Here is a 24,343-nt window from a genome sequence, read left to right on the forward strand (position 1 = left end):
CTTTCATTTCCCTCCGCCGGCGGTCTCTTCGCCGCCGCGCGTGAGGTAATAGGCTGCAAGGATCGGCAGGAACGTCGCCGTGAAGACGACGATCGCCACCACGTTGGTCACCGGCCGCTGGCGGGGCCGGACAAGCTCGTTCAGCATCCAGATCGGCAGGGTCGACTGCTGGCCCGCCGTGAAGGTCGTGACGATCACCTCGTCGAACGAGAGCGCGAAGGCGAGCATGCCGCCCGCCAGAAGCGCCGAACCAAGGTTGGGCAGGATCACATGGCGGAAGGTCTGGAAGGGACTGGCGCCAAGATCGGCCGACGCCTCCAGCATCGACGCCCCGAGGCGGCGGAACCGGGCCACGGCGTTGTTGTAGACGATGACGATGCAGAAGGTCGCGTGGCCGAGGACGATGGTCAGGGTCGAAAACGGGATATCGCCGATCGCGAAGGCCGAGCGCAGCGACATCCCGGTGATGATCCCCGGAAGCGCAATCGGCAACACGACCAGCAGCGAGATCGTGTCGCGCCCGAAAAACCGCGCCCGCGCCATCGCGGCGGCGCAGAGCGTGCCGAGGACCAGCGCCAGCGCCGACGAGATCGCGGCCACCCTCAGCGAGAGATAGAGCGGCGGCCAGATGTCGGCACGGTTCCACGCCACCGCGAACCATTTCGTCGTGAGCCCGGGCGGCGGGAACTGATAGCTCCGGTCCTCGGTCGTGAAGGCGTAGAGGAAGATGAGAAGGATCGGCAGATGCAGGAAGGCAAGGCCAAGAATGGCGCCGATGGTGAGGCCAAGGGGCGGACGCGCGTCAGAGTGCATCGAACGCCCCCATCTTCCGCGCCACCGTCAGGTAGACCAGCATGATCGCGATCGGCACCACCGCGAAGGCCGCAGCCAACGGGATGTTTCCGGCCGTGCCCTGCAACGAATAGACGGCCTGGCCAAGGAAGAACCGGCTCGACCCCACGATCTGCGGAATGATGTAGTCGCCGAGCGTGAGCGAGAAGGTGAAGATCGACCCCGCGATCACCCCGGGCAGGGCCAGCGGCAGGATGACGCTCCGGAACGTCCGCCACCCGCCCGCGCCGAGGTCGGCCGACGCCTCCAGCATCGACGTCGGCACACGCTCCAGCGACGCCTGCATCGGCAGGATCATGTAGGGCAGCCAAACGTAAAGAAAGACGATGAAGGTCCCGATATAGCTCGTGGAAAGCGAATTGCCGCCAATCACCGGGGTGGCCAGGATCGCGTTCAGGACATTCCCCGCGCCGATCCCCTCGGCGGCCCAGGTGGCGATGCCCTCCTTGGCGAGGATCAGCTTCCACGCATAGACCTTGACGAGATAGCTTGACCACAAGGGCAGCATGATCCCGAGATAGAAGACCGCCTTCCAGCGTCCCTTCGCGTGGCGCGCCGCGAAGAAGGCGACCGGGAAGGCGACGACGACGGCTGCCAGCGTCACCGCCGCCGCCATCGCCACGGTCCTGAGGATGATGTCGGCATTGGCCGGAATCAGCAGCTCGCCATAGGTCTTCAGCGTGAATTCCGGCACGACGAGGCCGGAGAACTCGTCGATCGAATAGAAGCTCTGCACCAGGAGCGCCACCAGCGACCCGAGATAGACGACGCCCAGCCAGAGCAGCGGCGGCAGCAGCAGCACGAGGGTCAGCAGCTTCGGATGCCGCCAGAAAAGGCCCGCCAGCCGGTCACCCGTCCCCCTTGCCGGATGCGCCGCCCCGCTCACGCCTCGCCCTCCATCGCATGAAGCGCCGCCCGATCCCAGTCGAGCGACACCTCGGCCCCAATCTCAGGCACCGGCACCCCAGCCGGCACCAGAACCGCGATCTCGCCTTCACCTTGCTCCAAATATCCCGGGGTCTGGGGCAGCGCCCCAGCCCGCACGCTGAGCCGCGTGCCGGCACCGAGATAGCGCGCTCCCGTGACGGTGCCCGTCAGACGGCCCGCCGGTGCGATCGCGATCGCCTCCGGCCTGAGGCTCGCCCACGCCCGCGGCCCGCCAAGGGCTGCCGTCAGATCCGGCGGCAGGACATTCGACGACCCGACGAAATCCGCGACGAACCGCGTCGCCGGACGCTCATAGATCTCGGCCGGCGTGCCCACCTGCGCCACGCGGCCTTCGTTGAAGACGGCGACCTTGTCGGCCATGCTGAGCGCCTCGCCCTGATCGTGGGTGACGAAAACAAACGTGATCCCAAGGCGTTGCTGAAGACTTTTCAACTCGTCCTGCATCGCCTCGCGGAGCTTCAGATCAAGCGCCCCGAGCGGCTCGTCGAGCAAAAGCACCCGCGGCTCGTTCACCAGCGCCCGCGCCAGCGCGACGCGCTGGCGCTGCCCGCCGGACAGCTGCGCCGGCTTGCGGTCGCCAAAGCCGTCGAGCTTCACGAGCGCCAGCATCTCCTCGGCCCGCTCATGGCGGGCCTGGCGGCCGATGCCGGCGACCATGAGCCCATAGGCGACATTGTCGCGCACCGACATGTGGGGAAAGAGCGCGTAGTCCTGAAACACGGTGTTCACCTGTCGGCGGTTGGGCGGCACGTCGCCCATATCCTCGCCGAAGATGCGCACCGTTCCGGACGTGGGCTTCTCGAACCCCGAGATCAGCCGCAGACAGGTTGTCTTGCCGGAACCGGACGGCCCGAGCATGGCGAAGAATGACCCCTCGGCGATGGAGAGATCGACATTGTCCACGGCCCGCACCGTCCCGTAGTGGCGCGAGACGGAGCAGAATTCGACGGCTGCGGTCATGAAAAACATCCCTGATACCCCCGCATGCGCGCGGAGGGCGGAGCAGTCCGGTCCCGGCGCCCCTCGGACGCCGGGCGGAGGTCGGGCGTCAGCGGCCGCCGATCACGCCGATATAGTCGGAAACCCAGCGGTAGTAGGGCACGCACGCCCCTTCCCCTTGCGAGCAGTTGGCCACCGGCGTGGTCCAGAACCGGATCTTCTCGAAATCGTCCATCCCGTTCGCGGTGCAGCCTTCCGCGTTCTGCATCCCCGACCCGTCGGAGCACGAGGCCGGCGTCACCGGGTTCGACCCGAACCAGACCGAGAGGTCGGATTGCAGGTTCGACGACAGCGTGTGTTCCATCCACTTGTAGGCGCAGTTCGGATGCGCGGCGTCGGCCTGCATCATCGTGGTGTCGGCCCAGCCCGTCGCCCCTTCCGACGGGATGGTCGAGGAGATCGGCAGCCCCTCGGATTTCAGGAGGTTGACCTGGAACGGCCAGGAGCCGGAGGCGACGACGCCCTCGTTCTTGAAGTCGTCCATCTGGATGAAGGCGTCATGCCAATAGCGGCTCACGAGTTCGCGTTGCTGGCGCAGCAGGTCGAGCGCCGCCTTGTACTGGTCCTCGTTCAGCTCGTAGGGCGACGTGATGCCCAGTTCCGGCTTGTGCGCCATTAGGTATTGCGCGGCATCGGCGACATGGATCGGCCCGTCATAGGCCTGAACCCGGCCCTTGTTCGGCTTGCCGTCCGGCAGATCCATCGGCTCGAAGACCACGTTCCACGACGTGGGCGCCTCGGGGAAGACATCGGTGTTGTACATCAGGACGTTCGGCCCCCACTGGTAGGGTACGCCGTAATGCACGCCGTCCACTGTGAACCAGGGCGCGTCCTTCAGCCGGTCATCCACCTTCGACCAGGAGGGAATGAGGTCCGTGTTGATCGCCTGCACCCGCTTGCCCGCGACAAGACGCAGTGAGGCGTCGCCCGACGCGGTCACGAGGTCGAAACCGCCCTCGTTCATCAGGGCCACCATTTCGTCCGAGGTGTTAGCGGTCTTGATATTGACCTTGCAGCCGGTGGCTTCCTCGAACTTGGTCACCCAGTCGAAGGCGGCATCGGTCTCGCCCCGCTCGATATAGCCCGGCCAAGCGACGATATCGACCTGCCCCTCGCCGTCTCCGACAGACGTCATCTGCGCGGACGCAGCGCCCGCATTGGCCAGCACCAGCGCGGCCGATGTCAGCAGAAACCGTTTCATCATCGTCATACCTCTCCTGTCGCGGGCCGGTTACATCAGGCCCAGTTGCTTGTAGAATCCGAGCGCGTCGTAATAGTCGGACTGGCGGGCGATCTTGCCGTCCTCGACTCGGAACAGCGACATGCCGTGGAAGCTGAACGCCTTGCCGGTGGCCTTTGTCCCATCGGCCCAGTCGCCGGTATTCGTGCCGCCGAAGGTCCATTCGAAGGCGACGGCGTTGCCGCTGACGACCGGCTCGCCGTCGCGGGTCCAGGCCGCGTCCGGCGCAGCGTTGATGAAAGCATCCACCACCTGGGTCTTCGCCGCCTCTCTGCCCTCCACGGGCGTGCCGACCGAGGCATCGTAATAGACGACCCCGTCGGCAAAGAATTCCGCCGCCGCGGCGCTGTCATGCGCATTCCAGGCGGCCATGTAGCCGTCCACGACGGAGAGCGCGTCCTGCGCCAGGGCGCCCATGCCCCACATCACTGCCACTGGCAGCGCCAGCGCACGCACCGCACACGAAGCCGAAATTGCCATCTGGTGACTCCCTGAAAATCGGGTTCCGCCCCCCGCGGAACCACGACAGGAAAAGCATTGCGGCCACCTCGCACCAATCGCAATATCAAAAGAAAGATACGTCCGTTCGGAAATTCCGATATTTTAACGTTCCGGAACGGCCCCCTGCGCGGTCCGGATGAATGCCCGTGCCAGGTCGGACAGGGGCGCCCCCTTGCGCCAGCACAGGCCCACCTGCACCGAGGGCAGATCGCCCGAAACGTCGCGGATCTCGATCCGGTCGCCCTCAAGCGACCACGGCCGGTAGACGAGCGACGGCAGCACTGCCACGCCGGCCCCAGTCGCCACGAGGCTGCGGACCGCCTCGACCGAGCGGGTGCGGAAGGCGATGTCCGGCTTGACCGACAGCGCCGCCATCAGCTTGCGGGTGCTCTCCTCGATCTCGTCGACCGTGAGCAGGATCAACTGCTCGCCCGCCAACTGGTCGAGCGAGATCGCCTCCGCATCGGTCAGCGGATGGCCGAGCGGCAGCCAGAGCCGGTAGGGAGAGACCAGAAGCTGCTCCACATGCATCGCCGCCCGGTCGCGGATCGACGATGTCAGCATGACCGCGACGTCGAGCTCGCCGCCGATGAGCAGGTGCTGAAGATAGTCGCCATTGTCCTCGATCGCCGAGAGCTCCACCTGCGGCCAGGCCCGCCGAAAGCGCGAAAGGATGTCGGAAAGCACATAACCCGCCACGAGCGAGGTGACGCCGAGCGACAGCTTCCCAGCCATCTGCCCCGCCTCGTCCCGGAACGCCATCCGCGCGTTCGAAACGTCGCCGAGGATCTGGGTCGCATGGCGCAGGAACAGCGACCCCTTGTGGGTCAGTTCAAGCCCCCGCGCCTTGCGCTCGAAGAGCATCACGCCCAGATCGTCCTCAAGCGACTGGATCGCCTCGGTGACCGAACTCTGGGAAATGGAAAGGGCCCGCGCAGCGCCGGAAACGCTGGCTTTCTCGGCCGCAGCAACGAAGAATTGCAACTGTCTGATGGTGAATGCCAACCGCACCTCCGCAGCGCCCCACTGACCCAACTGAGGCCTCGGCGGATTGAAGTCAACAGGACTGACGGAGTGGCAAAGGGCGGAAACTGGCGGATTGTAAAGGTTATGTGACAGTTTTATGACAGCGAGACTCGGGACAGCACAAGGACGACAAAATGCCTGAAACCTCGCCGCTCTTGTTCCTGCTGCATGTCGCCGGCGCCGCCGCCCTCCTGATCTGGGCCGTGCGGCTGGTTCGGACCGGCGTGGAACGCGGGTGGTCGGTGCCGCTTCGGCGGCTCTTGCGGCGGGGGGCCGAGAACCGGCTGCTGGCCGCGCTGACAGGGACCGGGGCCGCGATCGTCCTGCAAAGCTCGACTGCGGTCGCGATCCTGACCGCGAATTTCGTCGGCGCGGGAACGCTGGCCGCCATGGCGGGCCTCGCGATCCTGCTCGGCGCCGATCTCGGCTCGGCGATCGTGGCGCAGATCCTGCTGACTCGCGCCGACTGGCTGGTGCCGGTGCTGCTGGTGGCGGGCGTGGCGCTTTTCCTCAAGGCCAATAGCCGGGACTACCGGATGGCGGGCCGCGTGCTTATCGGTCTCGCGCTCATCTTCGTGTCGCTGGCGATGATACGAACGGCGACGGAACCGCTCCGCGACAGCGCCGGTCTGGTCAGCGCGATGGGTTATCTCGGCGGCGATCCGGTAACGGCCTTCGTCATTGGGGCGCTCTTCGCCTGGGCCGTGCATTCCTCGGTCGCGGCGGTCCTCCTGTTCGTGACCCTGGCCGCCGAGGGTGTGCTCCCGGTGACGGCCGGCATCGCGATGGTCCTAGGCGCCAATCTCGGCGGCGCGATCATCGCCTATGTCCTTACCCTTGGCTCCGACATTGCCGCGCGCCGCGTGATCATCGCCAACCTCTCGCTCAGGGGCGGCGGCGCGGCCCTTGCGCTGCTTGGTCTCTCGGTCTTCACGCCACCCCTCGACCTTCTCGGCGCCACCCCGGCGCGGCAGGTGATCAACCTGCACCTCGTCTTCAACCTTGCGCTGGCGCTTCTGGCATTGCCGGCGATCGGACCGGTGTTGCAGCTCGTCTCCCGCTGGGTGACGCCGCCTGCCGAGGCCGCGAACCTGTCGCGGATCAGCGCGCTCGACCCCGCAGCCCTTCAGCATCCCGACCGCGCGCTCGCCTGTGCCGCGCGCGAAGTCCTGCAGATGGGCGAAGGGGTGGAGGCGATGCTTCGCTCCGTCGTCGGCCTTTACGAGACATGGAACGACACGACCGCCTCCGCGATCCGCGCGAAGGAAACGGAACTCGACAAAATGCACATCTCAACAAAGCTTTATTTGGCAAAGCTGCAACGAAATCTGAACGACGAGGATGTCGCGCGGCGGGGGCTGGAGCTTGCCGACATGGCGGTCAATCTCGAAAGTGCCGGCAACGCGATCGCCGACACGATGCTCGGCCTAGCGCGGCGGCTCGATCAAAGCGGAGCCGCATTCTCCGAGACCGGCTGGCGCGAGATCCGCGATTTTCACGACCGGGTCCTGTCGAACGCCCAATCCGGCCTGAACGTGCTGATGACGCTCAACCCCGACGCCGCCCGCGCCCTCGTCGAGGAAAAGGACCATGTCCGCGACATCGAACAGCGCCTGCAACGGTCGCATCTCGACCGCCTGAAGCAGGGCCTGACGGAAAGCATCGAGACCTCGAACATCCATCAGGAAACCCTGCGTGCGCTGAAGCAGGTGAACTCCGCCTTCACGATGATCGCCTATCCGATCCTGTCGGAAACGGGCGACCTGCTCGCAAGCCGCCTCAGCCGCGGAAAGAGTTGAATATCGGCGCGCAACTAACGGAAAAAAATCGAATTTCTCCGAGTGGGTTGTCGCATCAGGATCGAATACGCAGGTTCTCCGGGTCGTAGAATGGCGCCATCGCGATCCGCGCCGGAAGAACCTCATTGGCCACGACAAGTTCGTAGCGCCCCGAGCCGAGGAAATCGTCGGTGACGCCGTCCGGGTTGCGGACATAGCCGTAGCCGATGCTCTTGCCGACCGTGTACCCATACCCGCCCGAGGTCAGATACCCGACCGGCTGCCCGTCCCGCAGGATCGTCTCGCGCCCGACCAGAACGGCATCGGGATCGTCGAGCGTGAACCCGGCCAGGCGCTTTTTCAGACGCCCGCCCCATGCCGCTTCCAGCGCCGGGCGACCAATGAATTCCGCATTCGAACGTAGCTTCACCGCCCAGCCGAGCCCGGCCTCGAACGGCGTGTCGTTCGGGGTGATATCGGACGACCAGGCGCGATAGCCCTTCTCCAGCCGCAGCGATTCAATCGCCCGGTAGCCGACCGGCCGGATCCCCGCGCCCGCGCCCGCCGCCATCAGCGCATCGAAGACTGCCCCCGTCGCAGCCAGCGGGACATGCAGTTCCCAGCCCAGCTCCCCCACATAGGTCACGCGCAGCGCCCGGACTGTTGCGCCGGCGACGCCGATCTCCCGCACATGGCCGAAGGGGAACGCCGCGTTCGACACATCCGCTTCGGTCACCCGCGCCATCACCTCCCGTGCCTTCGGCCCCATTAGCGACAGCACGCCCCAATCCTCGGTAATATCGCGGAACGCCACGTCGCCTTTCGGAAGATGTTCCGCGATCCAGGCGTGGTCATGGGTGCGGAACCCGGTGCCGGTGACCAGGTAGAACCGGTCCTCGGCCAGTTGCGCGACGGTCAGGTCGCATTCGATCCCGCCGCGCGAGTTCAGCGCCTGCGTATAGGTCAGCCGCCCCGGCCCCTTGGCGACCTTGTTGGCGAAGACATGTTCGAGCGCGCGGGCTGCATCCGCCCCGGTCACTTCGTATTTCGCGAAGGACGACTGGTCGAAGATGCCGACCGCCTCGCGCACATGCCGGTGTTCCTCTCCGACCGGGGCGAACCAGTTCTGGCGGCCCATCGAATAGACGTCCTCGGCCACCATCCCCTCGGTTGCGAACCAGTTCGCCCGCTCCCAGCCGAGCTTCGAACCGAAGACCGCCCGATGCGCCTTCAGCCGCTCGTAAAGCGGTGAGGTGATGCGCGGCCGGCCGGAGGTGTATTCCTCATGCGGAAAACCGATCGTGTAATGTTTGCCATAGGCCTCGCAGGTCCGGTCCGAAACCCATTGCCGGTCGCGATGCATCGCCGAGAACCGCCTGATATCGACCACCCAGAGGTCGAGCGGCGCCTCGCCGTTCATGACCCAGTCGGCCAGCACCCAGCCCGCGCCGCCACCGCTCGCGATCCCGAAAGCGTTGAACCCGGCGCCGACATACATGTTGGCGCATTCGGGCGCGGGACCGAGGATGAAGTTGCCGTCCGGGGTGAAGCTCTCCGGCCCGTTGATCATTTGCTTGACGCCGACCGTCTCCAGCGCCGGCACCCGCGCCATCGCCTGCACCAGATGCTGTTCGAAATGGTCGTAGTCGTCCTCGAAGAGGTGGAACTGCCAGTCGTTCGGAATATCGCCCGTGGGCAGGGGCTGCGGGTTCGGCTCATAGCCGCCCATGACGAGGCCGCCGACCTCTTCCTTGAAATAGGTGCGCCGGTCCGGGTCGCGGATCGTCGCCGCGTCGCCCGCCAGCCCCGGCACCTTCCCGGTCACGATATACTGGTGGCGCACGGCCTGGAGCGGCACCTCGATCCCCGCCATCGCGCCCACCTGCCGCGCCCATTGCCCGGCGCAGTTCACGACTTTCTCGCAGGTGATCTCACCCGCCGAGGTCTTGACGGAGGTGATCCTTCCGCCCTCCATTCCGAAGCCCGTGACCCGGATCTCTTCATGGATCTTCGCCCCATGCATCCGCGCGCCCTTGGCGAGGCTCTGGGTGATGTCGGAAGGGGACGCCTGACCGTCCGTCGGCAGCCAGCTTGCCCCGACGAGATCGGAGACCTCCATCAAGGGCCACATCCGCTTCACCTCTTCCGGCGACACGAGATGCATCTCCATCCCGAAGCTCCGCGCCGTCGTGGCGAGCCGCTTGTATTCGGTCCAGCGGTCCTCGTTGGTGGCAAGGCGCAGGCAGCCGGTCATCTTCCACCCGGTCTCCAGCCCCGTCTCCGCCGCCAGTTCCTTGTAAAGCTCGACCGAGTATTTCAGCACCCGGGTGATCGAGGCCGACGACCGGAGCTGCCCCACCAATCCCGCCGCATGCCAGGTGGAGCCGGAGGTGAGCTTCCCCTGCTCCAGAAGCACAACGTCCGCCTTGTGGTCTCGCGCGAGGTGATAGGCGGTCGAACAGCCGATGATGCCGCCGCCGATGACGACGATCTGGGCGTGCGAAGGCAAGGTCATGAGGCGATCTTTCCGTGAAGGGATTGATAACGGTCGAGCGCGGCGTCGAGCCGGCCGAGATAGTCGCGCGCATGGGCACCGTAGTCGGCACCGGGTGCGGCGAGGAAGATTTCCGACACCATCGCCCACATCGCCTCGCGCGCGAGGCTCGCGCATTGCATCGCGTCGAAGGCGCGTCGCGTGGCGGAATCCGGCGGGGCGCCGAAATAGGCCGCCAGCAGCGCCTCTGCCTCTGCCTCCCCCATCCCGGCATTGGAGGCCGCACCGGCAAGATCGAACATCGCCGTGCCGAACCCGGCATATTCGTAGTCGATGAGCCAGAGCCGCCCGCCGGCATCCTCAAGGAAGTTCGCGGGCAGAAGATCGTGGTGACCATAGACGATGGGGAGTGGCACCTGCGCGGCCTCCATCGCATCCGCGATCGACACCAGAAGCGGCAGATCGCCGGCGAACCGGCTGCCGTTGCCCGCAAGGGTCCGGGCATAGTCCCGGATGACGTGGAAGACCCAGAAGATGACGCCCGGCCCCGAGACTTCGCGCGGCATCCGCGCATGAAAGTCGCGCAGGAGCCGCCCGAGCCGCGCCGGATCGGAGCGGACCTCCGCCTCCCCCCAGGTCCGCGCCTCGACGAAGGCAGAGACCATGACACCGGGGGCGGTGAATTCCACCGCGGGCGCGAACCCGGCCGCATGCGCGGCCCGCGCCGCCATCACCTCGTTGGCGCGACTGACATGATGGAACGGGAAGTCCTCGCCAAAGCGCACGACGTGGACACCGGCGGCATCGGCGACCTTCCAGCTCTCGTTCGACAGCCCGCCCGCCAGCGGCTCGGCCGAAATCTCCCCCACCCAACAAGGCAAAGCAGCGATGCGGTCCAAACTCATGCGCCCGCCCCTTCATCTTGCCGGAAATATCCCCGCCGGAGGCATCCGCACTCCGCCGCTGCGCGCCGCCCGACCCTCATGCCGCCCCCTCCCCGAGCCCGAGCCGCGCACGCGCCGCCCTCGCGCCGGCATGGATCAGCCGGTCGGCGATGATCGCGATGAACGCCACCGCCAGACCCGCCGCCAGCCCGCGCCCCGGATCGGCCTTGGTCAGCGCGATATAGACCTCCTGCCCCAGATCGCGGGTGCCGACGAGCGCGGTGATGACAAGCATCGAAAGCGCAAACATGATTGTCTGGTTGAGGCCAAGAAGGATCTCCGGCAGGGCGAGCCGCAGCCGGATCCGGGTGAGGATCTGCCGGTCCGTGCAGCCCATCGCCCGTCCCGCCTCGATCAGCCGCGGATCGACGCCCCTGAGCCCCAGCACCGTGTAGCGGATGGCCGGGGCCACCGCGAAGGCCACGACCGCGATCATCGCGGTGAAGTCGCCGACCCGGAACAGCATCACCGCCGGCATGAGATAGACGAAGGAGGGCAGCGTCTGGAGCGTGTCGATGACCACGCGCACCACGGTCCAGAGCCGGTCACGCTCGGCCGCTAGGATGCCGATCGGCAGGCCGATCAGCATCGCGATCACGGTCGAGATCCCGCAGAGATAGACGGTGATCATCGCCTTTTCCCAAAGCCCGGCCACTGCGATCAGCACGGCGAGGGCACCGGTCAGACCCGCGAGGCGCCAGCCGCCGAGCCGCCAGCCCGCGAGGGCGAGAAGACCGGCAACCCCTGCCCAAGGCAGACCCAGAAGGAAGCGCTTGAACGGGACGAGGAGGTTGAGCAGGACCGCGTTCTTGATCGCCTCGAGGAAGTCGAAGAAGTTGACGTTGATCCATTCCACGACCCGGCTCCAGAAGGTGCCGGTCGACAGCTCCCAGGCGGCCGGATAGGTCTGCACCGACGGCGCCGCCAGACCCAGAGCCCCCGCGATCAGGACTGTGGCGAGCGCCGCCGCGAGATAAGGGTGGCGCGCAACCATTCGTCCGCCAATCACCCTGCCCTGCCGCGTCGCCACCGCATGGCTCAGCCGGTCGAGCGCGATGGCGAGCGCCACGATGGCGAACCCGGCCTCGAGTCCCGCGCCGAAATCGAGCCGCCTCAGCGCCGCAAGAACGTCGAAGCCAAGACCGCCCGCGCCGATCATCGAAGCGATGATCACCATGTTGAGGCTGAGCATGATGACCTGATTGACACCGACCATCAGCGCATCCCGGGCCGACGGCACCATGACCCGCCAGAGCATCTGCCGAGGCGTGCAGCCAACCATGTGACCAAGATCCGAAAGTTCCCTTGGCACCCGCGCCAGCGCGAGCTGCGTCACCCGCGTCATCGGAGGCATCGCGTAGATCAGCGTCGCGACCACTGCCGCCGTCGGCCCGAAGCCAAAGAGAAAGAGGATCGGCACCAGATAGGCGAAGACCGGGATCGTCTGCATCAGATCGAGGACCGGACGGATCGCCCGCTCGAATAGCCGGCTCCGCCAGGCGAGGATGCCGAGAAAGAGCCCGCCGGCGACACCCAGCGGCACCGCGACAAGGATCGAGGCGAGCGTCACCATCGCGCTTTGCCACTGCCCGAAGACCGCGATGAAGATGAAACAGGCCGCGACCAGCAGGGCGAGCCGTCGCCCCCCGGCCCAGGCGCCCATGATTGCGAAGACCGCGATCACCGCGATCCAGCTCAGCGGCGGCAAGACCTGCACCGCCCCGGATCCCTGCCCCTTCAGGAACCCGGTCGAGAGCAGCGACAGAACGACCCGGTAGGGAAAGTCGATGACGGCGGCGATGAAGCGCGTCAGCTCGGCGAAGGTGAAAAGCCCGAACGTGGCTTCGTTCAGCAGCCATTTGGTGAAGGCCGAGATCCACCGCGCGACAGGCACGGTCTGCGCCTTCGGCCAATCGAACGCCCAGGGGGCAAGATCTTTGCCGGCGACCCAGATCAGGACGAAGACGCCAAGTGCCAGGGCCCAGCCCGACCACCGGGGCCAGATCCGCGACGAAGGAACGGAGACCTCGGCCATCCCCTCACCCTCCGAGCATCAGCTTGACGACATCGGCGCGGTGGAGGTGCCCCGTGACCGCGCCATCCGGCCCCGTCACCGCGAGAACCTCGCCCGCGTCGAGGAACATCGGCGCCACTTCGGCCACCGTCGCGCGTTCCGACACCGTTCCGCTGGCCGGACCTGTCGCGGGCCGCATCGCGCTTTTCACCCGCACGACCTTGGCCTTCGGCACGGCCCGGGTGAATTCGCGCACGTAATCGGTCGCGGGGCTCATCACGATCTCTTCCGGCGTGCCCTGCTGGACGATCGCGCCGTCCTTCATCACCGCGATCCGATCGGCCAGCCGGATCGCCTCGTCGAAATCGTGGGTAATGAAGACGATGGTCTTCTTCAGCACCGATTGCAGACGCATGAACTCGTCCTGCATCTCGCGCCGGATCAACGGATCGAGAGCCGAGAACGGTTCGTCCAGGAACCAGAGCTCGGGTTCGACGGCAAGCGAGCGGGCGATGCCCACCCGTTGCTGCTGGCCGCCGGACAACTGGCGCGGCAATGCGTCCTCCCGCCCTGCCAGGCCGACGAGCGCGATCATCTTCCGTGCCCGCGCCTCGCGCTCCTCCCGCCCCACGCCCTGGATTTCGAGCGGAAAGGCAACGTTCCCCAAGACCGTCAGATGCGGCAGAAGCGCGAAATGCTGGAAGACCATCCCCATCTTGTGGCGGCGGATCTCCACCATCTCCTCGGTCGACGCCGCCAGAAGGTTGCGGCCGTTGAAGAGGATCTCGCCCGAGGTCGGTTCGATCAGCCGCGACATCAGGCGCACCAACGTCGACTTCCCCGACCCCGAGAGCCCCATGATCACGAAGATCTCGCCCTCGCGCACGGCGAGGTTGACGGCGCGCACCGCCGGCACCAGCCCGGCACCGACGATGCGCGCGACGTCCGGTTCGGGGCCGAGCGCCCCCAACACCTCGCCCGCACGGGCACCGAAGAGTTTCCAGACCTCTCGGCAGACAAGCTTGGCGTCGGAAGGCAGGGACGTGGCGTCGGTCATCTCATGTCCGAAAAAGGCGTCAGTGACCCGCCCGCGCCGGGAGCCGCACGGGCGGGAGGCGGTGGAACCGGGCGGATTACTGCCCGATCCAGCCCTTCCAGCGGCCCTCGTTCGCGGCCATCCACTCGTCGGCGACCGCTTCCACGGTCTTGCCGTTCAGATCGACGTCGGTGATCATCGCGCCCATCTCGGCATTGTCGATGGTGAAGGCCTGGATCGCGGCATAGGCGCCCGGCCACTTGTCCTTCACGCCGGCCCAGCCGACCTTCCAGATCTCGCCGAATGGCTTGCCGCAATCATAGGCCATGTCGGGATTCAAGCCCCAGGCCGGATCGGTGTAGCACTCGGCCGTGTATTCCGGGAATTCGACCCATTCGCCTTCGTACTTGGCCGGCGCCCAGTGCGGCGCGTAGATCCAGAGCATGATCGGCGCCTGACGCTGATAGGCACTTTCAAGCTCCGCAAAGAGCGCCGCGTCCGTGCCGGCATGGATCACCTCGAACGGCAGGTCGAGCGCCTCGACCCGCTCGTCGTCGAAGCCGCCCCAGGTCACCGGCCCGCCGAGATAGCGCCCTTTGGGCGCGGTTTCGGCGGTGGAGAACGCCTCGGCGCAGGCCTCGTCCTTCAAGGCTTCCCAATTCGGCAGTCCGGGGCATTTCTCCTTCATATAGGTCGGATACCACCACTCCTCCTTGGCCTTCATTCCGGTCGGGCCGAAATTCTCGACCTTGCCGGTCGCGGTGGCCGCATCCATCGCGTCGCGCCCCGTCGTTTCCCACATTTCCATCGCGACATGCAGATCGCCGGTCTCAAGGCCTGCGAACTGCGCGAGGTAATCGGCCTGCACGTATTCGACGTTGTAACCCGCCTCTTGCAGGATATCGCCCATGAGCTGGGTGGTGATCAGCTGACCAGTCCAGTCATGCAGCGTCAGCTTGATCGGATCGGTGGATTCCTGGGCCAAAGCGGCCCCGGCAAGAAGCGCGGCGGCCGACACGGCCATCGCGCGGCCCCGGATAACGGTATTGGTCTTGGACATTGGTGAACCCCCTGTTCGGCCGGCTTCGCCGGTCTTCGGACGGTCGTTCCACGGGGCACCGTCAGCGCGCCCTGCCCGTCCCTGCCGTCAAGTAGGGCCGAGCGAAGTGATTCCGTCAATCTCCATGTGTGGTTTTTTGTGTTTTTTGCGCCCGTTTCACGCCCGATAATTGCGGACCCTCACCATCTCGCCTAAGATCGCGCCATCACCGGAGCCCGATCATGCTGTCCAAACGCCATTCCGATATCCTCAAGATCCTCGAGACCGAGGGCACCGTGACGATCTCGGACCTCGCCCGACAACTCGGGGTCTCGCTCGAAACCGTACGGCGCGACGTGAAACCGCTCAGCGAGACCGGCGCGGTGATGCGCGTCCACGGCGCCGTCGGGCTTGCCGGACAGATCGGCGAGGCGCCGTTCCAGAAGCGGATGCGCGAGAACGCGGCGGCGAAGCAGGCGATCGCCCGGGCCCTCGCGGCGTCGATCCATGACGGCGAATCCGTGATGTTCGACACGGGCACGACGACGAGCTATGTCGCCCGCGAACTGATGGGGCACCGGCGGTTGACGGTCGTCACCAACTCCTCCGACATCGCCCGCACGCTCGCCACCGTCAACGGCAACCGGGTCTACATGGCCGGCGGCGAGTTGCGCAGCGATTCCGGCGCGGCCTTCGGCAAGTCCGCCCTCGACTTCATCGCCCGGTTCACGGTCCACCATGCGGTGATCTCCGCCGGTGCCGTCGATCCGTGCGGGGTGATGGACTACGCGCTGGAAGAGGCCGAATTCGCCCGCCTCGTCCTGTCGCGCGGGGAACGCCGGGTCGTCGTCACCGATCACACGAAATTCGGCCGGCGCGGCCTCATCAGCGTCGCCGGGTTCGACGGTATCGGCGAGGTGATCACCGACCAGCCGCCCGCGCCCGAGATCACGGCGGCCCTCGACGCCGCCGGCACCACCCTGACGCTGGCGGGCTAGACCGCCTCGGCCCGGACCGCCTCCACGACGATGCCAAGCGCCCGGTCCAGATCCGCGCGCCCGATCACCATGGGTGGCGACAGGGTGAGCACGCATCCCGCGCTGATCTTGAAGCTGAGCCCCGCCTCGAGGCAGCGGTAATAGATCCGTTCGGCCCGCTCCTTCGCCGGCACCCTGGTATCGCGGTCCTCGACGATCTCGACGCCGAACATCAGGCCCCGTCCGCGAATGTCGCCGACCAGCGGGTGATCGCCGAGCGCCTCACGCAGCCGCGTCTGCGCATGCGCCCCAAGCTCCGCCGCCCGCGCGACCAGCCCCTCGTCGCGGATCACCGCAAGCGTTTCCAGCGCCGCCCGCGCCGTGACCGGGTTCTTCTCATGCGTATAGTGACCGATGGCGAAGTCGCCGCAGACATCGAGGTCGCGCCGCGCCACGACTGCGGCGATCGGCAGGATTCCCCCGCCGAGCGCCTTGCCGAGTGTCACGATATCGGGAATCACCCCGTCATGTTCGAAGGCGAACATCGCGCCGGTCTTGCCGAGGCCGGTCGGGATCTCGTCTATGATCAGGAGCGCGCCATGCCGATCGCAGGCGGCCCGCACCGCCTTCCAGAACCCGGGCGGCGGCACAACCGGCACCGCCCGCATCGGCTCGGCGATGACGGCGGCGACATCGCCTTCCCGCTCGAGGACGTAATCCACCATCTTCGCACAGGCCAACCCGCAGCGTTCCGGCCCCGCATGCCCATAGGCGCAGCGATAGCAGTTGAAGGGCGCGACATGCTCGGCCCCCGGCAGGAGCGGCCCCGCGATACCACTCCGGAACGTCGCTTCGCCGCCGACCGACGACGCGCCGAACCCGGCACCGTGGAACGCGTCCCAGAAGCTCAGTGTCTTGAACCGCCCCGTCGCTGCCCGCGCGATCCTCAGCGCGACCTCGTTCGCATCCGACCCGCCGGTGGTGAAGAGCACCTTGCCCAGATCGCCTGGCACGATCTTGCCCAAGGTTTCCGCCAGTTCCACCGAAACATCGTTGGTGAATCGGCGCGGGGAAAAGCTCAGATCGTCGAGCTGCGCCTTGATCGCAGCCACAACACGCGGATGGGAGTAACCGATATGGTGCACGGAATTACCATGAAAATCCATGAACCGCCGTCCAGCCGTGTCCTCGATCCAGATCCCTTCGGCCTTCGCGATTGTCGAAAGACAGGGCGAGGACAGCGACTGGTGGAGGAAGGCCTCGGCATCCCGCGCCAGGAGATCCCGCGTCGCGGCATCGGGATGGCACGCCGCCCATTTCCGGCGGGCTTCGGAGGTGTTCGACTCGCCCTCGGTATGGGTGATCCGGCTCTCAGCTTTCATCTTGCCCAAAATACCTCCGCCGGAGGCTCCCGCACCCTCCACGGGGCCTAACGTGGCCATGGGAGCGAATAGGTCTTGACGTTTGTGAAGAACTTCATGGCTTCGGTGACGCCTTCCTTGACGCCGTTGCCGCTGTCCTTGATGCCGCCGAAGGGCGAGGTCTCGATGCGGTAGCCGGGCTGTTCCCAGATGTTCACGGTGCCGACGTTCAGCCCCTCGATATAGGCCTGCATGCGGCGGAAGTCGTTGGTGCAGACGCCGGAGGAGAGGCCGAACTCCGTGCCGTTCGAGATCCGCATGACCTCCGCGTCATTGTCGGGCACGCGGACGATGGGGATCACCGGACCGAAGGTCTCCTCCATCACCAGTTCGGAATCGTGTGGCACGCGGTCCACGACGATCGGCGGCAGGAGCGCGCCCTTGCGGCCGGGATCGTAGAGGACCTTCGCGCCCTGCTCCGCCGCCCTGTAGACACGGCTTTCGAAGAGCGCCGCCGCCTTCGCGCTGATGACGCAGCCAAGCTCGGTCGCGGGGTCCATCGGGTCGCCGAAGCGGATCTTCTTCGCCTTCTCCAGCACCAGCGGCACGAAGCGGTCGGCGACGCTTTCCTGCACGAGGATGCGCTTGATCGCCGTGCAGCGCTGGCCGGAATTGCCCGTGGCGCCCGCGACGGCAATGGTCGCCGCCTTTTCCAGATCGGCATCGTCGAGGTCGTTGAGCACGATCAGCGGGTCGTTACCGCCCAGTTCCAGCGCCTGACGCTTGTAGACGGCTTTCGCCGCGATCATCTTGCCCACCGGCACGCCGCCGGTGAAGGTGATGATGTCGATGTTCTCGTTGGTGATCATCTCGTCGCCGATATCGGCCGGCAGGCCGGTCACCACCTGGAACATCTCGGGCGGCAGCCCGGCCTCGTAGAGGATATCGGCGAGGGTCAGTGCGGTGAGCGGCGTCAGTTCGGTCGGCTTGCAGACCATGCAATTGTTGGTCGCGATCGACGGCGCGATCTTGTGGCTGACCATGTTCAGGGGGTGGTTGAAGGGCGTGATCGCGCTGATCGCCCGCACCGGCTCGCGCTTGGTGTAGATCTTGCGGTCCTTGCCGTTATGGGTGAGGTCGCAGGAAAAGATCTGCCCGTCGTCCTGCAGCGCCTGCGCGGCGGCGAAGGTATAGACATCCTGCGCGCGTTTCGTCTCATAGACCGCGTGCTGCCAGCAGATGCCAAGCTCCAGCACAAGCCATTTGGCCAGATAATCCCGCCGCTCGCCGATCAGCTCGCCCGCCCGCTTCAGGATCTGGCTGCGCTCGTAGCGCGTCAGCTTCGAGCGGTAATTGGCGGCAATCTCGAAGGCGCGGCGGGCATGTTCGGCGGTTCCGGCCGGGACCGTCCCCACCACTTCGTCGGTATAGGGATAGCGGACCTCGATCACCTTGTCGGTGAAGACCGTCTCGCCGCCGATCCGCATGCCTTCGTGCCGGACCTCGATCTTCATGTCCTGATCCTTCATGGTCAGAGCGCCGCCGCAGTGGTGGCGTAGAAGAAGGCGTCGAAGTTCCTCAGAACCGGCGCGTTCGGCAGGTCGACGACACGGTTGACGATGAAGGGCACCTCCTGCTCGGTCAAGCCGCCGTGGCTCCGCAAGGGCTCCTTCAGCGCGGCGAGGTTGTGGCGATGTTCCGAGGTGCCGATGGTCATGGTCTCGCCCGAGATCATCACGATATCGCCGATCCGGTCGGCGGGCAGCTCGAACCGCTTCACCGCCTCCGCGCGGTCCACGACCAGGATCAGCTCCGGCAATGCCGCGAGGCGGGCCATGATGCCGGCCTTGTCCGCACCTTCGGGCAGATAGGCCGTGGCGAACGAGCCGAGCGCGCCGTGGTGGACGACGTAAGGATCGGTGATCGGCAGGATCACCCGCGCCGCGTCCTTGCCGAGCCAGTCGTCCATCAGGTCCTGCACGTAGATCACCGCCGGCGTCCCGTCGGCATTGTGCTTGGGCTTCATGCCGTGGTCCGCCGTCACGACGATGGCGGCGCCGAGCGCGTCGAGCGCACCGAGGTAGCGGTCGAACATCTCGTAGAAGTCCTTCGCCCCCTGCTGGTCGGGGGCGTATTTGTGCTGCACGTAATCGGTCGTCGAGAGATACATCACGTCGGGCGCCCACTCCTTCAGAAGCTTTACGCCCGCGGCGAAGACGAACTCCGACAGCTCCGCCGAATAGACCTCCGGCACCGGCATGCCGAGCCAGGCGCTCGCATTGTCGATCCCGTGGTCCGCCTTGGTCGTCGTGTCGGATTTTTCCGAGGAGAACGCGATGGCGCGATCCTCGTCGAACCTCAGCCCCGCGCCCAGGAGCGCGCGCAGCTTGTCCTTCGCCGTCACCACCGCGACCCGCGCGCCCGCCTCGTAGAAGCGCGAAAACACCGTCGGCGCGCGCAGGAACCGCACGTCGTTCATCATCACCTCTTCGCCCGTCTCCGGGTCGTAGAGGTAGTTGCCGCAGATCCCGTGCACACTCGGCGGCCGGCCGGTGGCAATGGACAGGTTGTTCGGGTTGGTGAAGGACGGAATGACCGAATGCGCCAGACGGTCGGTGCCAGTCGCGCGCATCCGCTTGAGGTTCGGCATCAGACCTTCCGCGATCGCCACCTCCAGATACGCCGGCTCGCACCCGTCAAGGCAGATCGCGATGGCGGGCACCTTCGGCCACGGATAGGCACGACCGTTCGCAATCACGGGGGCGCGGTTTTGAATGTTCATCGTCAGTCCTTCCGTCAGAATTCCGTTTGCGCCTCAGGCGGCGAGTTTGGCGCGTTCAGCGATGGCCGCTTCGGGCGGCGCGGCCGAGGCCACGCCCATCCCAGCCAGCGATTCCTTCGCAGCCCGCACCACCTTCAGCATCACATGCTCGTCCATCCGCCCGATGCAACCGATGCGGAACGAATCCACGACCGTCAGCTTGCCCGGATAGATGATGAAGCCCTTGGCCTTCATGCGGTCGTAGAAGTCGGCGAAGACGAACCTGGGATCGGCCGGGCAAAAGAAGGTGACGATGATCGGGCTGAGCCAGCGGTCCTTCAAAAGCGTCTCGAAGCCGAGATCCCGCATCCCTTCCACCATCACGTCGCGGTTGCGGGTGTAGCGCGCGCCGCGCGCGGCGACGCCGCCTTCCGCCGCGTGCAGGCGCAGCGCCTCGAGAAAGGCCGCGACGACATGGGTCGGCGGCGTGTAGCGCCACTGACCGGTCTTTTCCATGTAGGCCCACTGGGCATGAAGATCGAGCGCCAGCGAATGGCTGTTGCCCTTCGCGGCCTCGATCTCGGTCCGCCGTGCGACGACGAAGCCGAAGCCCGGCACGCCCTCGATACACTTGTTGGCCGAGGAGACCATCGCCTCGTACCGGATCTCGGTCACGTTCAGCGGCAACGCGCCGAACGCCGACATCGAGTCGATCAGGAGCTTCCTGCCGCGCGCATAAACGGCCTCGGAAATCTCGGCGACCGGATTCAGGATACCGCTCGACGTCTCGCAGTGGATCGCGATCACGTGCGTGATCGCCGGATCGGCGTCAAGCGCGGCACCGACCTCGTCTCCGCGCGGCGGCATGTAGTCGCCCTTGTCGATGAGGGTGTAGGCCCGGCCGAGATAGCGCATCGTCTCGGCCGCGCGAAGCCCGTAGGCGCCGTTGGCCAGCACCAGCACCTTGCCGTCGCGGGGCACGAAGGTGCCCAGCATCGCCTCGACCGCGAAGGAGCCGGAGCCCTGAACCGGAACGCAGGTGAACTCCCCCGTCGTGTCGCCTGCCAGCGCCACGATCTGGTCACGCAGCGATTTCGTCATCGCCCGGAAATCGGCATCCCACGACCCCCAGTCGCGCAGCATCGCCTCCTTGACCTCGTAAGCCGTGGTGAGCGGCCCCGGCGTCAGGAGGTAGGGCTCGCCCAGCTTCGGCGCGGGCAGTGGTTCGGAACGGGACGGCATCGGCGGACCTCCTTGACGGGCAGCACGGGATGCCTCGCATGTCCCACGCGCCAACCCATATGTAAAATCGTTATTTTAGATTGATCCATAAGTTTTACTTTTATACCGTCAGGTAGCCACCCGAGAGCCTTGCCCATGCGTTACGTCCAGCTTCGCGCCTTCCACTACGTCGCCATCTCCGGCGGCTTTTCCCGCGCGGCAGAAGAGCTTCACCTCACCCAACCGGCGATCTCCGATCAGGTCCGCAAGCTCGAGGAGGAATACGACCTCCTCCTCTTCAATCGCCACAAGAAGCAGGTGAGCCTGACCCCGCAGGGCGAGAAGCTTCTGGAGATCACGCGAAGACTGTTCGACAGCGAACAGCAGGCACTGGAACTCCTTTCGGAATCGCGCGCGCTGCGCGCCGGGACGCTGCGCATCGTTGCCGACAGCGCCCACCACCTCCTCCATATCCTCGCGCGGTTCCGCGAGCGGCATCCCGGCGTGAAGATCACCGTTCGCGCGGGCAATACCGAAAGCGTTCTGGCCGCGCTCCACGGCTACGAGGCCGATATCGGGGTTCTGGGCGACCTGCCCGAAAGCCGCGATATCGAGGCGTTGCAGCTGAACTCCACCCCGATCACCGCTTTCGTCGCACGAACCCACCCGCTGGCCCGGCGCGCGTCGCTGAGCTTCGCCGAATTGAAGAACCTGCCGCTGGTGCTGCGCGAAGAAGGATCGAAGACACGCCGCAAGCTGGAAGACGCGGCTCGCGCTGCCGGCGTCGCCCTGATCCCGGCGATCGAGGCCGAAGGGCGCGAGGCGGTGCGCGAGATCGTGGCATCCGGCGCCGGGATCGGCTTTGTCTCGGCGGCGGAATTCGGCGCCGACGCGCGGCTTGTCGCGATCCCGGTCGAGGGGGCCGGAGCGATGGTGATGGACGAGGCGCTGGTCTGCCTGCGCGAGCGGAAGGGCGGCAAGCTCGTCCAGACCTTCTTCGACATCGCGCGCGAGATGGCGGGCCGCTAGCCGGCGGCAGAACGCGCCTTTGTCCGGCGCCTCACTTCACGATGGTCTCCGGCCCCATCACCTGCGTCGGCAGCCAGGTCGAGAGGATCGGCACGTAGGTGACGATGATCAGGAAGACGAACAGCACGGCGAGGAACGGCAGCGCCGCCTTCACCACACGCATCATCGACATGCCAGCAACGCCCGAGGTCACGAAGAGGTTGAGGCCGACCGGCGGGGTGATCATCCCGATCTCCATGTTCACCACCATGATGATGCCGAGATGGATCGGATCGACCCCGAGCGAGATGGCGATGGGGAAGACCAGCGGCGCCACGATCAGGATGAGGCCCGAGGGTTCCATGAACTGGCCGCCGATCAGAAGGATCACGTTGACGATGATGAGGAACACGATCTTCCCAAAGCCCGCGTCGAGCATCGCGGCGGCGATCTGCTGCGGGATCTGCTCGTCGGTCAGCACATGCTTCAGGATCAGCGCATTGGCGATGATGAACATCAGGGTGACGGTCAGCTTGCCGGCCTCGAACAGCGTCGCCTTCGTATCTCGGTGAACAAGACAGGTCAGAAGTGCCATCGGCTTCTGGATAAGCGACAGATTCTTTCCTTCCCGCGCCAGGGGCCCCATGTCGCGGTAGATGAACGTCGCCACGATGAAGGCCCAGACGGAGGCGACGGCGGCGGCTTCGGTCGGTGTGAAGATCGCCTTGGTGATGCCGGGAATGCCGTAGAGGCCGACCATGATGATGACGATCAACATCAGGCCCCAGAACGCCTCGCCGAAGCTTTCGGCGATCTCGCCCCAGCCGAGCCATTCGCCCTTGGGCAGGTTCTTCCAGATCGCCCAGATCAGGATCGTGGCCATCAGCATGCCGCCCGCCAGAAGGCCGGGGAACACACCGGCGAGGAACATCCGCCCGACCGAGACGTCGGTGGCCGAGGCATAGACGACCATGACGATGGAAGGCGGAATGAGGATACCGAGCGTGCCGGCATTGCAGATCACGCCCGCCGCGAAGTCCTTGGAATAGCCCACCTGCCGCATCGCTGCGATGACGATGGAGCCGATGGCGACCACGGTCGCGGGGCTCGACCCCGAGAGGGCGGCGAAGAGCATGCAGGCGAAGACCCCGGCAATGGCGAGCCCGCCCGGCAAGTGGCCGACGCAGGCAATGGAGAAGCGGATGATCCGCTTGGCCACGCCGCCCGTCGACATGAAGCTTGAGGCGAGGATGAAGAACGGGATCGCCAGAAGCGTCGCGTGCCCCTCCATCGCCTGATAGAGCGTCTGCGCGATCGAGGCGAGCGAGGTGTCGGAGAACCACAGGAGGAACAGCGTGGACGACAGGCCGAGCGAGATCGCGATCGGCACGCCGATCAGCATGAAGCCGACAACCATCACGAAAAGAAGAACGACTTCCATATGTTATTCCTCGAAATTCATGTGGCGGACGTCGTCGACCGCGTCCTCGGCCTCGTGGCTGACGATCAGGCTTTCGCGGGTGCCGGTGACGATGCCCCAGCTCGCCTGGATCAGCCGGAACAGCAGCAGCGCGCAACCAAGCGGCAGCATGACATAGGGAATGAACCGCGGGAGCTTTTCGTAGTGCTCGCCCTGGTTGAAGATCGGCTCGATGAATCTCAGCCAGTCCGGCATCGGGATCTGCTCGGTCTCGTACCAGGCCTGGTCGCGGGTCTTGATGAACCCTTCGGGGAACCAGCGCCCGCCGGTCTGCTCGAACCCGCCGAACGGCGCCCAGTAATCCCAGGCGCCCTTCATCAACAGGAACGCATAGACGAGGCAGCAGGCCGCCGCGACGAGCGCGAGGATGCGGCGGCCGCGATGGGGCAGGATGTTGATGACCGCATCGACCCCGAGATGGGCGGTCGTCTTGACGGCGTAGGACATGCCGAAGAGCACCAGCCACGCGAAGAGCGCCGACGTCAGTTCAAGCCCCCAGATCAGCGAGGAGTTGAAGACGTAGCGCAGGACGACGTTGACGAAGGTAATGACCGTCATCAGCCCGAGTATCACGGCGATGACGGTTTCCTCGAATTCGTGAACCACGCGGCCAAGGCCGGTGGCGGGCTCGTATTTGCCGCTCATTGTCCCCTCCCCCTGTCCG

At 66.0% G+C, this 24,343-nt stretch carries 20 protein-coding genes; 3 read left to right on the forward strand and 17 right to left on the reverse strand.

The genetic code is table 11. The features are described from left to right. Positions 1–3: 3 nt before the first annotated feature. From V5734_RS14215 to V5734_RS14240, 6 genes are all read right to left on the reverse strand, one after another. Positions 4–813, reverse strand: a complete 810-nt coding sequence (locus V5734_RS14215; RefSeq protein WP_347310297.1) for an ABC transporter permease — start codon at positions 811–813, stop codon at positions 4–6. Further along, the gene (locus V5734_RS14220; protein ID WP_347310298.1) at positions 803–1,738 is read right to left on the reverse strand and encodes an ABC transporter permease; all 936 of its coding nucleotides are present in this window, start codon (positions 1,736–1,738) and stop codon (positions 803–805) included. Before V5734_RS14220 ends, V5734_RS14215 begins: the two co-directional genes overlap by 11 nt. Continuing rightward, positions 1,735–2,760: an ABC transporter ATP-binding protein gene (locus tag V5734_RS14225; protein ID WP_347310299.1), complete on the reverse strand. Its 1,026-nt coding sequence runs from the start codon at positions 2,758–2,760 to the stop codon at positions 1,735–1,737. Before V5734_RS14225 ends, V5734_RS14220 begins: the two co-directional genes overlap by 4 nt. A gap of 88 nt (positions 2,761–2,848) precedes the next feature. Further along, positions 2,849–4,003 carry an ABC transporter substrate-binding protein gene (locus V5734_RS14230; RefSeq protein WP_347310300.1) on the reverse strand — a complete coding sequence of 385 codons (1,155 nt, stop codon included), beginning with the start codon at positions 4,001–4,003 and terminating at the stop codon, positions 2,849–2,851. A 27-nt stretch (positions 4,004–4,030) separates the two neighbouring features. Then, entirely contained in the window at positions 4,031–4,519 is a 489-nt protein-coding gene (locus tag V5734_RS14235) for an ester cyclase (protein WP_347310301.1), read from the reverse strand. A gap of 123 nt (positions 4,520–4,642) precedes the next feature. Then, positions 4,643–5,545, reverse strand: a complete 903-nt coding sequence (locus tag V5734_RS14240) for a LysR family transcriptional regulator (RefSeq protein ID WP_347310302.1) — start codon at positions 5,543–5,545, stop codon at positions 4,643–4,645. Between the two features lie 155 nt (positions 5,546–5,700). Here V5734_RS14240 and V5734_RS14245 point away from each other — a divergent pair, with 155 nt between their 5' ends. Next, positions 5,701–7,365, forward strand: coding sequence for a Na/Pi cotransporter family protein (locus tag V5734_RS14245; protein ID WP_347310303.1), 1,665 nt, complete (start codon positions 5,701–5,703; stop codon positions 7,363–7,365). Positions 7,366–7,420: 55 nt separating this feature from the next. Here the strand turns inward: V5734_RS14245 and V5734_RS14250 are convergent, their stop codons facing one another. The 5 genes from V5734_RS14250 to V5734_RS14270 form a co-directional block, all read right to left on the reverse strand. Then, positions 7,421–9,859, reverse strand: a complete 2,439-nt coding sequence (locus V5734_RS14250; protein WP_347310304.1) for a GcvT family protein — start codon at positions 9,857–9,859, stop codon at positions 7,421–7,423. Next, on the reverse strand, positions 9,856–10,743 hold the full coding sequence (locus V5734_RS14255; protein ID WP_347310305.1) for a phosphotransferase: 888 nt from the start codon (positions 10,741–10,743) through the stop codon (positions 9,856–9,858). The genes V5734_RS14250 and V5734_RS14255 overlap by 4 nt, the downstream gene beginning before the upstream one ends. A gap of 76 nt (positions 10,744–10,819) precedes the next feature. Further along, on the reverse strand, positions 10,820–12,817 hold the full coding sequence (locus tag V5734_RS14260; protein ID WP_347310306.1) for an ABC transporter permease: 1,998 nt from the start codon (positions 12,815–12,817) through the stop codon (positions 10,820–10,822). 4 nt (positions 12,818–12,821) lie between these two features. Next, entirely contained in the window at positions 12,822–13,853 is a 1,032-nt protein-coding gene (locus V5734_RS14265) for a quaternary amine ABC transporter ATP-binding protein (RefSeq protein WP_347310307.1), read from the reverse strand. Positions 13,854–13,929: 76 nt separating this feature from the next. Then, complete coding sequence (locus V5734_RS14270; protein ID WP_347310308.1) at positions 13,930–14,892, reverse strand: ABC transporter substrate-binding protein; 963 nt, start codon at positions 14,890–14,892, stop codon at positions 13,930–13,932. A 221-nt stretch (positions 14,893–15,113) separates the two neighbouring features. On the opposite strand from V5734_RS14270, the gene V5734_RS14275 reads away from it, so the two are divergent. Further along, positions 15,114–15,869 carry a DeoR/GlpR family DNA-binding transcription regulator gene (locus tag V5734_RS14275; RefSeq protein WP_347310309.1) on the forward strand — a complete coding sequence of 252 codons (756 nt, stop codon included), beginning with the start codon at positions 15,114–15,116 and terminating at the stop codon, positions 15,867–15,869. Here V5734_RS14275 and pbfA read toward each other — a convergent pair. The 4 genes from pbfA to V5734_RS14295 are packed head-to-tail and all read right to left on the reverse strand — an operon-like array spanning position 15,866 to position 21,212. Then, a complete protein-coding gene (pbfA, locus tag V5734_RS14280) occupies positions 15,866–17,230 on the reverse strand; it encodes a (R)-1-hydroxy-2-aminoethylphosphonate ammonia-lyase (RefSeq protein WP_347310310.1) in 1,365 nt (454 codons plus the stop codon). The genes V5734_RS14275 and pbfA overlap by 4 nt on opposite strands. Positions 17,231–17,277: 47 nt before the next feature. After that, the gene (phnY, locus tag V5734_RS14285; protein ID WP_347310311.1) at positions 17,278–18,723 is read right to left on the reverse strand and encodes a phosphonoacetaldehyde dehydrogenase; all 1,446 of its coding nucleotides are present in this window, start codon (positions 18,721–18,723) and stop codon (positions 17,278–17,280) included. A gap of 17 nt (positions 18,724–18,740) precedes the next feature. Continuing rightward, complete coding sequence (phnA, locus tag V5734_RS14290; protein ID WP_347310312.1) at positions 18,741–19,991, reverse strand: phosphonoacetate hydrolase; 1,251 nt, start codon at positions 19,989–19,991, stop codon at positions 18,741–18,743. 33 nt (positions 19,992–20,024) lie between these two features. Then, positions 20,025–21,212, reverse strand: coding sequence for a 2-aminoethylphosphonate--pyruvate transaminase (locus V5734_RS14295; protein ID WP_347310313.1), 1,188 nt, complete (start codon positions 21,210–21,212; stop codon positions 20,025–20,027). A gap of 135 nt (positions 21,213–21,347) precedes the next feature. Between V5734_RS14295 and V5734_RS14300 the strand changes: the two genes are divergently transcribed. Then, entirely contained in the window at positions 21,348–22,220 is an 873-nt protein-coding gene (locus V5734_RS14300; protein WP_347310314.1) for a LysR substrate-binding domain-containing protein, read from the forward strand. A gap of 31 nt (positions 22,221–22,251) precedes the next feature. On the opposite strand, the gene V5734_RS14305 is transcribed toward V5734_RS14300, so the two are convergent. Then, positions 22,252–23,640: a TRAP transporter large permease gene (locus V5734_RS14305; protein ID WP_347310315.1), complete on the reverse strand. Its 1,389-nt coding sequence runs from the start codon at positions 23,638–23,640 to the stop codon at positions 22,252–22,254. A 3-nt stretch (positions 23,641–23,643) separates the two neighbouring features. Beyond that, on the reverse strand, positions 23,644–24,324 hold the full coding sequence (locus tag V5734_RS14310) for a TRAP transporter small permease (protein ID WP_347310316.1): 681 nt from the start codon (positions 24,322–24,324) through the stop codon (positions 23,644–23,646). Positions 24,325–24,343 lie beyond the last annotated feature (19 nt).

Origin of the sequence: Defluviimonas sp. SAOS-178_SWC (assembly GCF_039830135.1) — a bacterium.
In the GTDB taxonomy this organism is placed as follows: Bacteria; Pseudomonadota; Alphaproteobacteria; order Rhodobacterales; family Rhodobacteraceae; genus Albidovulum.

Bases quoted from the DNA above. Each gene is read 5' to 3' on its own strand.
- phnA (WP_347310312.1), bottom strand. From the start codon at position 19,991: ATGAACATTCAAAACCGCGCCCCCGTGATTGCGAACGGTCGTGCCTAT.
- V5734_RS14265 (WP_347310307.1), bottom strand. From the start codon at position 13,853: ATGACCGACGCCACGTCCCTGCCTTCCGACGCCAAGCTTGTCTGCCGA.
- V5734_RS14250 (WP_347310304.1), bottom strand. From the start codon at position 9,859: ATGACCTTGCCTTCGCACGCCCAGATCGTCGTCATCGGCGGCGGCATC.
- V5734_RS14270 (WP_347310308.1), bottom strand. From the start codon at position 14,892: ATGTCCAAGACCAATACCGTTATCCGGGGCCGCGCGATGGCCGTGTCG.
- V5734_RS14215 (WP_347310297.1), bottom strand. From the start codon at position 813: ATGCACTCTGACGCGCGTCCGCCCCTTGGCCTCACCATCGGCGCCATT.
- V5734_RS14295 (WP_347310313.1), bottom strand. From the start codon at position 21,212: ATGCCGTCCCGTTCCGAACCACTGCCCGCGCCGAAGCTGGGCGAGCCC.
- V5734_RS14300 (WP_347310314.1), top strand. From the start codon at position 21,348: ATGCGTTACGTCCAGCTTCGCGCCTTCCACTACGTCGCCATCTCCGGC.
- V5734_RS14305 (WP_347310315.1), bottom strand. From the start codon at position 23,640: ATGGAAGTCGTTCTTCTTTTCGTGATGGTTGTCGGCTTCATGCTGATC.
- V5734_RS14235 (WP_347310301.1), bottom strand. From the start codon at position 4,519: ATGGCAATTTCGGCTTCGTGTGCGGTGCGTGCGCTGGCGCTGCCAGTG.
- V5734_RS14255 (WP_347310305.1), bottom strand. From the start codon at position 10,743: ATGAGTTTGGACCGCATCGCTGCTTTGCCTTGTTGGGTGGGGGAGATT.
- V5734_RS14245 (WP_347310303.1), top strand. From the start codon at position 5,701: ATGCCTGAAACCTCGCCGCTCTTGTTCCTGCTGCATGTCGCCGGCGCC.
- V5734_RS14275 (WP_347310309.1), top strand. From the start codon at position 15,114: ATGCTGTCCAAACGCCATTCCGATATCCTCAAGATCCTCGAGACCGAG.
- phnY (WP_347310311.1), bottom strand. From the start codon at position 18,723: ATGAAGATCGAGGTCCGGCACGAAGGCATGCGGATCGGCGGCGAGACG.
- V5734_RS14260 (WP_347310306.1), bottom strand. From the start codon at position 12,817: ATGGCCGAGGTCTCCGTTCCTTCGTCGCGGATCTGGCCCCGGTGGTCG.
- V5734_RS14225 (WP_347310299.1), bottom strand. From the start codon at position 2,760: ATGACCGCAGCCGTCGAATTCTGCTCCGTCTCGCGCCACTACGGGACG.
- V5734_RS14310 (WP_347310316.1), bottom strand. From the start codon at position 24,324: ATGAGCGGCAAATACGAGCCCGCCACCGGCCTTGGCCGCGTGGTTCAC.
- pbfA (WP_347310310.1), bottom strand. From the start codon at position 17,230: ATGAAAGCTGAGAGCCGGATCACCCATACCGAGGGCGAGTCGAACACC.
- V5734_RS14230 (WP_347310300.1), bottom strand. From the start codon at position 4,003: ATGATGAAACGGTTTCTGCTGACATCGGCCGCGCTGGTGCTGGCCAAT.